The organism is Pseudomonas sp. BN414, assembly GCF_029871275.1.
Lineage (GTDB): Bacteria > Pseudomonadota > Gammaproteobacteria > Pseudomonadales > Pseudomonadaceae > Metapseudomonas > Metapseudomonas resinovorans_C.
Window position 1 is genome coordinate 1 of record NZ_SSOL01000041.1, and the last position, 12,069, is coordinate 12,069.

The 12,069-nt window shown below is 61.5% G+C and carries 2 protein-coding genes; both read left to right on the plus strand.

Annotated elements, in window-relative coordinates:
- Positions 1-1,380 (plus strand): calcium-binding protein (locus E8E95_RS07645; protein ID WP_280349292.1); only part of this gene is annotated, 1,380 nt, incomplete at its 5' end.
- Between the two features lie 821 nt (positions 1,381-2,201).
- Positions 2,202-12,069: peroxidase family protein (locus E8E95_RS07650; RefSeq protein ID WP_280349293.1), on the plus strand; the 9,868-nt coding region annotated here is incomplete at its 3' end.

A 12,069-nucleotide genomic window follows, 5' to 3' on the forward strand; every position in this document is an offset into this window, starting at 1 on the left:
GTCGATGGCACGACGACGTCGGTGTTCAACTTCCAGTGGCAGTCGTCGGTTAACGGCGTGACCTTCACCAATATCCCGGGGGCCAATACGGCCAACTTCACCCCGGGTGCAGCGCAGGCCGGCCTGTTCCTGCGGGTGGTCACCAGCTACGTCGATGACAGTGGGTTCAACAACTCAGTAGCGTCGGCGGCGACCGGGCTGGTGGGGGCGTTGTTCAGTGGTGGGGTGGGTGCTGATACCTTCCTCGGCACAGTGGGTGATGATATAGCCAACGGTGGTGACGGCAACGATGTCCTGTGGGGGGCGCTCGGCAACGACACCCTCAACGGTGACGCGGGTGACGATTTCCTCATCGGTGGAGACGGTGCAGATACGATGGCCGGTGGTGCCGGCAACGACACCTATGGCGTCGACAATGCCCTGGACCTGGTGAACGAGTCCGCCGGTGGTGGTACCGACATGGTGTTGACCATCTTGCCGAACTACACGTTGGCGGCCAACCTCGAGATCCTTCAGTTCATCGGCAGTGGTTCGTTCATCGGTTTCGGCAATGAACTGAACAACGGCCTCTTTGGCGGAGCTGGCAACGACTTCCTCATCGGTGGAGAGGGGGCGGATGCGATGGTCGGTGGAGGTGGGGATGATACCTATGGCGTCGACAATGCCCTGGACAATGTGATCGAGTTTGACGGCGGTGGCACTGACTTTGCCTTGACCATCCTGTCGAGCTACACATTGGCGGCCAACGTCGAGATGCTCGAGTTCATCGGTAGCGGTTCGTTCACTGGATTCGGCAATGACCAGAGCAACAGCCTCTTTGGGGCGGCTGGCAACGACGTCCTCATCGGCGAGGGGGGCGCAGATGCGATGGTTGGTCGTGGCGGCGACGATATCTACGGCGTCGACAATGCCCTGGACACGGTGATCGAGTTTGACGCTGGTGGCACCGATTCTGTCCTGACGACGCTGTCGAGCTATACGCTAGGCGCCAACGTCGAGAACCTCATGTTCCTCGGCAGCGGTTCATTCAACGGCACGGGCAATGAGTTGAACAACGGTCTCATTGGGGGTGCCAGTGCTGATGTGCTCACCGGTGGAGCAGGGAATGACTCCATGGTGGGTGGTCTGGGCAATGATACGTTCGTGTTCGCCGCGGGGTTCGGTAACGACAGCATCCTTGACTTCGACTCCGACCCGGTGGGTGGTCAGGACCTGATGAACATAGCTGCGCTCGGCATCACTGCAGTGAACTTCGCGACCAGCGTCGGCATCGTCGACCTGGGTGCGAATACTCAGGTCACCATCGGTACCGACAGCATCACCCTGGTGGGCGTGGCGGATGCCACCACCGTGACCCAGGCGGACTTCATCGTCGGCTGAGGAGGCAGTCAAGGCGCAAAAAGCGGTAACGAGAGGGGGGGAGCACTCAGTGCTTCCCCTCTTTTTTTGTTCAGGGAGAACTCAAAAAATCTGCTGACGTAAGGCTCGCTTTTGCCCCGTTTTCCCCCGCTGTTGGGCCCCCATTCCCCAAGCAAGAAAGATGCCTCTGAATTGCCCGGATTTCCCATTTGAGTCAACGGTTGTAATCCGCTGATAAGTGGGAAGCCGGATAGCAGCCGCTCTAGAACGCCACTTCCAGCCGCTCGGAGAAGAGCGTGCCAGGACTGCTGGAAGAGTGCTACCGCATGTTGAATGCCCTCGCGCTCCTATAAAAATTAACTTAAGTTTTTTAAATCAATTACTTAAGTTGTTTTTACATTTAGAAACATATGCTGACGTTTTATTGACAGTGCCGAAGGCCAGGGCTTTAGTCAGGGTGTGTACGAGCATGACTGTTTTTTGGCACGCAGCAGTGTTGAGGGACATCGCTGTGGCGCCCGCCACAAGAGTGCTAGGGAGAACACCGCAATGAGCATCGATTCATTCTCGCGCAGTGGGCCAGATGGTCCATCAGCTTGTGCCGCCCCTCGGGTTCGTTTCCACGGCCCGCCTTAGCCCCGAGTTGAAGTGCCGCCGTCCAGCGCGGTGCTGATAGGGACAAATCCATTCAGTCGGAACTGAGCCACTTCCAAGGCTTGGCGGGTTCGGCCGCGACTGCGATTTGCCCGGCTTGATCGATTTCCTTCGAAGAAACGTGGAATCGCACCCGCGTGGGCGTGATTCGGCCTGACTAATTGCTGTCGGATTGAGGAAACAACAACATGGCCAACTTCATCAAGTCTGACCTCGAGTTCATTCTCCAGCAGATTCTCATCTCTGAGGCGAATGCCAACGGCGAAGAGCTGGCGTCACTCTTGCCAAATGCCCAGGTGCCCTGGGGACTGCGGACGGTGGACGGCTCTTTCAACCACTTGGTCGGTGGGCAGGATGCATTCGGCGCGGCGGACGAACTCTTTCCGCGCCTGCTTACGCCGGAATTCCGTCCCGGAGAATTCGGTACCAGCTACCAGGGAACCGGCACGGTAATCGATTCGCAGCCCAGGACCATCAGCAACCTGATCGTCGACCAGACCATCAGTAATCCGGCGGCGGTCCAGGCTTTCGTCGATGCCGGGTTCGGCACACTGGACGCCAATGGTGTGTTGCTGGACCTCGAGGGCGCGCCTATCCCCGCTGGGCAACCGCTGTTCCTGCCCAATACAACCCCTGATGAAGGCCTCTCGGCGCCTTTCAACAGCTGGTTCACATTCTTCGGCCAGTTCTTCGACCATGGCCTGGACCTGGTGACCAAGGGTGGCAACGAGATTGTCTTTATTCCGCTGGCGGACGACGATCCCCTGTTCGTCCCCGGCAGCCCGACCAACTTCCTGGTCCTGACCCGTGCCACCCAGTTCGGCGGCGCCGGCCTGAACCAGAACACCACCTCGCCCTTCGTCGACCAGAACCAGACCTACAGCTCGCACCCGTCCCACCAGGTGTTCCTGCGTGCCTATGAACTGAATGCCAATGGCGACCCAGTGGCCACCGGGGGGCTGATTACCAACCGCGACCTGGTGGATGGGATCTATGGCAACGGCAATGACATCGAGCTTGGCGGCATGGCCACCTGGGCGGTGGTCAAGGCCCAGGCCCGCGATATTCTCGGCATCAATCTGACTGACGCTGATGTGGGCAGCGTCCCCCTGCTGGCCACTGATGCCTACGGCAACTTCATCAAGGGGCCGAACGGTTTCCCGCAAGTGGTCTTCCCCGGCAATGTGCTGGTCGAGGGCAACCCGGCGGCACCCATCAGCCTGGTAGGTGCGATCCGTACCGGTCACGCCTTCCTTGACGACATCGCCCATAGTGCCAACCCGTTCAACAGTCAGACCGGCGCCTTTCTGGGCGTCGATGCCGACACAGTGGCCGGGGTGGATGATGGCAATACCGCCACATACGACAACGAACTGCTGAACGCCCACTACATAGCGGGCGATGGCCGCGCCAACGAGAACATCGGCCTGACGGCTGTTCACCATGTGTTCCACTCCGAGCACAACCGCCTGGTCGAGCACACCAAGGCTGTGATCCTCGCTTCCGGTGATCTGACCTTCCTCAACCAGTGGCTGCTGACTCCAGTGGGGGCCGTTCCGGGCACCCCGGACGGGCTGAACTGGAATGGTGAACGCCTGTTCCAGGCCGCCAAGTTCGGTACCGAGATGCAGTATCAGCACCTGGTGTTCGAGGAGTTTGCCCGCAAGGTGCAACCGGCCGTAGATGCATTCCTGGCGCCCAATGGCTTCGATAGCACCATCAATCCGGCGATCTTCGCCGAGTTCGCCCACACGGTGTATCGCTTCGGTCACTCGATGCTGACGGAAACCATCGATCGTCTGAATCCGGCGTTTGCCAGCAGCGAGATCGGCCTGATCGAGGCGTTTCTCAACCCGCTGGCGTTCGCTGCCAGCGGCGCGACGGCGGAAGCAGCTGCGGGCGCCATCATTCGCGGCACCACACGTCAACAGGGCAACGAGATCGACGAATTCGTCACCGAGGCGCTCCGTAACAACCTCCTGGGTCTGCCGTTGGACCTGGCCACCATCAACATCGCCCGTGGCCGCGACACCGGTATTCCGTCTCTCAACGTCGCACGCCGCGAATTCCACGCCATGACCGGCGACAGTCAGCTGGAGGCCTACACCAGCTGGGTTGATTTCATGGGCAACCTCAAGCACGAGGCGTCGCTGATCAACTTCATCGCCGCCTATGGGACTCATGGAAGCATCACTAGCCAGACAACTCTGGACGGCAAGCGCGCTGCGGCAATGGCAATTGTTCTTGGTGTTGGCGCCAATATTCCGGCGGACCGTCTCGACTTCCTGCACAGCACGGGTGCCTGGGCAACGACTGAAACCGGCCTCAACCTGGTGGACTTCTGGATTGGCGGTCTCGCCGAGAAGCAGATGCCCTTCGGAGGACTGCTCGGCTCCACCTTCAACTTCGTCTTCGAGACGCAGATGGAGATGCTGCAGAACGGCGACCGTTTCTACTATCTGGGTCGCCTGGCGGGGCTGAACTTCCTTACCGAGATGGAGAACAACTCCTTCGCCAAGATGGTGATGGAGAACACCGATATCACCCGGCTTCCGGCGGACATCTTCTCCACACCAGCGTGGACTCTCGAAGTCAATCAACTGGCGCAGCACACCGGATTGGGCGCCACTGGCCGCGATGACCCGCTGGGCGACAACCCGCTGCTGGCCCTGGTGGTCCGCGACAACCCGGACACCGCTGGGCCAGACACCAACTATCTGCGCTACACCGGTGAAGACCACGTGGTGCTCGGCGGCACTGATGGCGATGACATCCTGATCGCCAGCATTGGCGACGACACCCTCTGGGGCGACGGCGGCAACGACCGCATCGAAGGGGGTGATGGTGTCGACAACCTCGATGGTGGTGCCGGCGACGACATCATCACCGACCTGGGCGGCGACGATAACATCAAGGGTGGCGAGGGCAACGACGTCATCCAGGCCGGCAACGGCTTCAACCTGATCCTTGGCGGAGGCGGCAGCGACTTCATCATCACTGGCGAAGACGTTTCGGAAACCTTCGGTGGCACCGGCAACGACTTCATCTATGGCGCCAAAGGCAACCTGCAAACCGCCGGTAACGAAGGCGACGACTGGATCGAAATCGGCACCCAGGACGGTGCGCCCGGCGACAACTTCTCGCCGTTCTCCCTCGACGAGGTGCCCGGCAATGACGTCTTCGTTGGTAGCGGCGGTTTCGATGAGGTGATCGGCGAGGGCGGCGACGACATCATGGTCGGCTCCGAAGGCTCCGACCACTTCGACGGCATGTCCGGTTGGGACTGGGCCACTTACCGTGGCGATCCGCGCGGCGTCAACGTCGACCTGCTGGTCAACGACCTGGTGGAACCGCCGGTCCCGGCCTCCAACGCCGGCTTGCTCGACCGCTTCGCGGAAGTCGAAGGGCTGTCGGGTTCCTCCTTCAGCGACATCCTCAAGGGCGATCACTCCGATGCCACCACCATCCCCACCGATGGTGAGCTCGGCAGCACCCTGACCAACATCGACCTGGTCAACGGACTGCAGGATCTGCTCGACGATGCCTTCGGGCCCGGCGTGGTGTCCTTCAGTGCCGGCAATATCCTGCTCGGCGGTGCGGGCAGCGACATCATCGAAGGTCGCGGCGGTAACGATCTGATTGACGGCGACCGCTGGCTCAACGTGCGGGTACAGGTCACTGGCAACGCCAACGTGACGAGCGTGCTCTCTATTCAGGAACTGATCCCGCGCATGCTGTCCGGCGAGATCAACCCGAGCCAGCTGAGCATCGTTCGCGAAATCCTTGATTCTGATAACAGCATCGATACCGCTGTATTTGGTGGCGAGCGCGACAATTACACCGTTACGACGGTCAATGGCGTGACCAGGGTCACCGACAACGTCGGCACCGAGGGCTCGGATACCCTGCTGAACATCGAGCGGTTGCAGTTCGCCGATCAGACGGTGGTCCTCGGTGGTGCCAACAGCCTGCCCACCGGCCAGCTGACCATCCGCGATGCCACCAGCGGCCTGGTGGACAACACGCCGTCAGTCGGTCAATTGCTGGTAGCCTCCGTGGCCGGGGTCACCGACGCCGACAACGATGGCGGCACCCTCAACGGTCGGCCGATCACGTTCATCTGGCAGGTTGAGACCGCTGCTAACTCGGGTATTTTCCAGGACATCGTCACCGAAGGTGGCGACGTACCGGCGACGGCCGCCCGGGGCACCTTCCGCGTCACCGCCGAGCAGAGTGGCCTGGCGATTCGCGTGAAGGCGATTTATCAGGATGACGAAGGCGTCCTGGAAACCGCGTTCTCCGCACCAACTGCCGATGTAACCGGGGTAGTGGTGCCGCCTGCGCCGCCTGTAATCCCGGTCGAAAGCCCGACTGAGCCCATCAATGGCGGTGTGCACCTGATTCGTGGGGACCTGCAGTTCATCCTCGACCAGATCAAGATTGCCGAACGTCATGCCGCCGGCGAAAACCTGCTGGACATCCTGCCGAACACCCGTGGCGCGTATGGCCTGCGGACGGTGGATGGCAGCCTCAACAACCTGGTTCCGGGCCAGGAGGACTTCGGCGCGGCCGACCAGCCGTTCCCGAACTTGCTGGATCAGTTCTTCCGCAACGAAAACGACGAGGTTCCCTTCGCTGGCGTGGACAACACCAACTACGCCACGTCCGGACCGGGCGGCAGCGTGGTGGATAGCGATCCGCGTACTATCTCGAACCTGATTGTCGACCAGACCATCACCAACCCGGCGGCCGTGCAGGCCTTCCTCGATGGCGGGCTTGGCACCCGAGTGGTCGATGGCGCGGGTGTCCCGCTGTTCAATGCCGATGGCACGCCGAGGATCCTCGATGGCAATGGCATCGAGATTCCGCGCGGTCAGCCGCTGTTCATCCCCAACACCGCTCCGGACGAGGGGCTGTCGGCGGGCTTCAACTCCTGGTTCACCCTGTTCGGCCAGTTCTTCGATCATGGCCTGGACCTGGTGAGCAAAGGTGGCAACGGCCTGGTGTTCATTCCGCTGCAACCTGACGACCCGCTGATCACCCACGGTCGCGACGGCATTGCCGGCAACGGTGACGAGGTATTGCCGCAGAACGCGTTCATGGTCATGACCCGCGCCTCCACCACGGCGGTGCAGGCCGGTGCGGACGGTGACCTGGGCACTTCGGATGACATTCATGTCCATGTGAACCAGACCACGCCCTTCGTCGACCAGAACCAGACCTACACCTCGCACCCGTCGCACCAGGTCTTCCTGCGCGAGTACGTGCTGGATGCCAACGGGCGGCCGGTCGCCACCGGGCGCATGCTGGACGGCACCAACCCCGACGGCTCCCCCGGCGGCCTGCCCACCTGGGCGGACGTCAAGGCACAGGCCAGGGCTATGCTGGGCATCGAACTGGATGACCAGGATGTGCTCAACCTGCCGCTGATCGCCACGGATGCCTACGGCAAGTTCATCCCCGATCCGGCCACCGGATTCGCGCAGATCGTCACGCTCGGCGGCCTGGATTCGGGCACGCCCGCCGCGCCCATCGACGCGTCGCTGGCCGGTCGTACCGGGCACGCCTTCCTCGATGACATCGCGCATTCCGCCAATCCGTTCGGTGACCATGATGGCAACCCGAACACACCGAACCAGGCGCTGCAGGCGGACACGGACGGTGTCGTCAACGCGCCGAACTCGCCGCCCCCAGTGGGCTTCTACGACGACGAACTGCTCAACGAGCACTTCATCACCGGCGATGGCCGTGGCAACGAGAACATCGGCCTGACCGCGGTGCACCACGTGTTCCACGCGGAGCACAACCGCATGGTCGAGCACATCAAGGCGGTGGTGCTGGCCAGCAATGATGCGAACTTCATCGCCGAGTGGCAGCTCTCGCCCGGTGTCTGGGATGGTGAGCGGTTGTTCCAGGCTGCACGCTTCACCACTGAAATGCAGTACCAGCACCTGGTGTTCGAGGAGTTCGCGCGCAAAGTGCAGCCGCAGGTGGACGTGTTCTTCGCGCCGACGCAGGTCTACGACACCAACATCAACCCGGCCATCGTCGCGGAGTTCGCCCACGTCGTTTACCGCTTCGGCCACTCGATGCTGACCGAAACCGTGGACCGCTTCGATCCGACCTTTGCCAATGACAGCTCCATGGGTCTGATCTCTGCCTTCCTCAACCCGCTTGCGTTCAATACATTGAGCAACGGCGCGGGAGGCACGGTTCAGGTGTCCGCCGACCAGGCGGCAGGCGCCATAATCCGCGGGATGACCCGGCAACAGGCCAACGAGATCGACGAGTTCGTCACCGAGGCCCTGCGCAACAACCTGCTGGGCTTGCCGTTGGACTTGCCGAGCATCAACCTGGCCCGCGGCCGTGACACCGGCGTACCCACCCTGAACATGGCGCGTCAGGAGTTCTTCAACGCGACCGGCGATACCCAACTCAAGCCCTATACCAGTTGGCTCGACTTCGCGGTGAACCTGAAGCACCAGGAATCGGTGGTGAACTTCATCGCCGCCTATGGCACCCACGCCAGCATCACCGGCGCCGCGACCATGGCCGACAAGCGTGCCGCCGCCGTACTCCTGGTATTCGGTGGAGATGGTGCACCGGCAGACCGTCTGGAATTCCTCAACGGTCCGGCAGCCACCACCGGGGTGAATGACATCGACCTGTGGATCGGTGGCCTGGCCGAGCGGCAGATGCCTTTCGGTGGCCTGTTGGGGTCGACCTTCAACTTCGTGTTCGAGAACCAGATGGAGAAACTCCAGGACGGCGACCGCTTCTACTATCTGGAGCGCACCGCCGGCCTGAACTTCCTCACTGAACTGGAGAATAACTCGTTCGCCAAGCTGGTGATGGCCAACACCGACGCACTGCACCTGCCGGGGGATATCTTCTCCACTCCGGCATTCACCCTGGAGGTCAACCAGGCTGCGCAGTTCACGGGTCTTGGCGTCAGCCTGCGGGACGACCCGACGGGTACCAATGCACTGCTCCCGCTGGTGCAGCGGGGCACGAACTTCCTGCAGTATCGCGGCGAAGACCACGTCGTACTGGGCGGCAGTGCCAACAATGACACCCTGATCGCCAGCATCGGCGACGACACCCTGCACGGCGATGCCGGCAACGACCGCCTGGAGGGCGGCGACGGCAACGACTTCCTGTTCGGCGGTGCCGGCGACGACATCCTCACCGACCGGGGCGGCGAGGATAATATCCAGGGCGGCGAGGGCAACGACGTCATCCAGGCTGGCAACGGCATAGACCTGATGATCGGCGGGTTCGGCAACGACTTCATGATCAAACTGGAGGACGAGTCGGAGTTCTTCGGCGGCGTCGGCGACGACTTCATTCTGGCCGGCCGTGCCAATGAATTCAGCTTCGGCAACGAAGGCCACGACTGGATCCAGCACGGTATGGCCGATGGCGCCGCGGGCGACAACTTCGACGCGTTCGGCAACGATCCGATCATCGGCAACGACGTCTTCTACGGTGAGTTCGGCATCATCGATCGCATGGACGGTGAGGGCGGCGACGACATCATGATGGGCAATGGCGGCGAGGGTGACCGCTATGTCGGGATGTCTGGCTTCGACTGGGCGGTCTTCCGCGATGATCCTGCGGGAATCAACATCGACATGCGCCTGCGGGCCTTCAACGAGGCGCCTATCGCTCCCGGTTCCACCTCGGTACTGTCGCGCTTCGAGTCTACCGAGGGTCTGTCGGGTTCCCGCTTCAGCGACATGTTGCGGGGCGACGACGCTGATACCGCAGCCATCGCCACCCAGGGTGCCTACGGCAGCGTGCTGACCAACATCTCGCTGATCTCAGGGCTGCAGGAGTTCCTCGGCGCCGGTGTAACGTCGTACGGGGCGGGCAACATCATGCTCGGCGGCAATGGCAGTGACTTGCTCATCGGTGGTGGCGGCAATGACCTGATCGATGGCGACAAGTGGCTGAATACGCGCATTAGCATCCGCAATGGCGGTGTGGAGATCGGTACGGCCGACCACCTCACTGCGGTGATCACCAATAAGTCGGGGGCTCTGGCGGGAACCGCAGCGACTCTGACTCTGGCTCAGGCCGCGTTGTCCGGACTGGTCAATCCAGGCCAGTTGACCATTGTTCGCGAGATACTCAACGGCACTGGCTTCAACTACGACACGGCGGTGTTCAACGGTAACTTCGATGAGTACCAGGTCGACATCAACAACAACGGCACCACCCTGGACTTCTCGGATGACATCATCACTGTCACCGATACCGTGGATGGTCGCGATGGCGTCGACCGCCTGACCAATATCGAGCGGTTGCAATTCGCCGATCAGGCCTTCGCCACGCGCCCTGGCCTCAATAGCGGCCCGACCGGGCTGGCATCGGTCAGTGATCCGAGCCCTGAGGTTGGTTCCCTGCTACGTGCCTCCATCGCTGGAGTGACTGATGCCGACAACGTGGGAGGCGTCATCACCGGGCCGGTGGCGTATTACTGGCAGGTGGACAACGGCGATGGGGTGTTCGTCGATATCGAGACGCTGAACGCCGGTGGCGATAATGATGTGGTCACGGGGCCGACCTTCCAGGTCACCCCTGACCTGGCCGGGTTGTCGCTGCGCCTGAAGGCTATTTACAAGGATCGTAACGGTGTGCTGGAGACTGTCTATTCGGCAGGTACGGCACTGGTATCGGCCACGCAGACCAACGATGCACCGACCGGTGTACCGGTGATCAGCGATACCACGCCACAGCAAGGTCAATTGTTGACGGCGAGCCGTGGGACCGTGGCGGATGTCGATGGCACGACGACGTCGGTGTTCAACTTCCAGTGGCAGTCGTCGGTTAACGGCGTGACCTTCACCAATATCCCGGGGGCCAATACGGCCAACTTCACCCCGGGTGCAGCGCAGGCCGGCCTGTTCCTGCGGGTGGTCACCAGCTACGTCGATGACAGTGGGTTCAACAACTCAGTAGCGTCGGCGGCGACCGGGCTGGTGGGGGCGTTGTTCAGTGGTGGGGTGGGTGCTGATACCTTCCTCGGCACAGTGGGTGATGATATAGCCAACGGTGGTGACGGCAACGATGTCCTGTGGGGGGCGCTCGGCAACGACACCCTCAACGGTGACGCGGGTGACGATTTCCTCATCGGTGGAGACGGTGCAGATACGATGGCCGGTGGTGCCGGCAACGACACCTATGGCGTCGACAATGCCCTGGACCTGGTGAACGAGTCCGCCGGTGGTGGTACCGACATGGTGTTGACCATCTTGCCGAACTACACGTTGGCGGCCAACCTCGAGATCCTTCAGTTCATCGGCAGTGGTTCGTTCATCGGTTTCGGCAATGAACTGAACAACGGCCTCTTTGGCGGAGCTGGCAACGACTTCCTCATCGGTGGAGAGGGGGCGGATGCGATGGTCGGTGGAGGTGGGGATGATACCTATGGCGTCGACAATGCCCTGGACAATGTGATCGAGTTTGACGGCGGTGGCACTGACTTTGCCTTGACCATCCTGTCGAGCTACACATTGGCGGCCAACGTCGAGATGCTCGAGTTCATCGGTAGCGGTTCGTTCACTGGATTCGGCAATGACCAGAGCAACAGCCTCTTTGGGGCGGCTGGCAACGACGTCCTCATCGGCGAGGGGGGCGCAGATGCGATGGTTGGTCGTGGCGGCGACGATATCTACGGCGTCGACAATGCCCTGGACACGGTGATCGAGTTTGACGCTGGTGGCACCGATTCTGTCCTGACGACGCTGTCGAGCTATACGCTAGGCGCCAACGTCGAGAACCTCATGTTCCTCGGCAGCGGTTCATTCAACGGCACGGGCAATGAGTTGAACAACGGTCTCATTGGGGGTGCCAGTGCTGATGTGCTCACCGGTGGAGCAGGGAATGACTCCATGGTGGGTGGTCTGGGCAATGATACGTTCGTGTTCGCCGCGGGGTTCGGTAACGACAGCATCCTTGACTTCGACTCCGACCCGGTGGGTGGTCAGGACCTGATGAACATAGCTGCGCTCGGCATCACTGCAGTGAACTTCGCGACCAGCGTCGGCATCG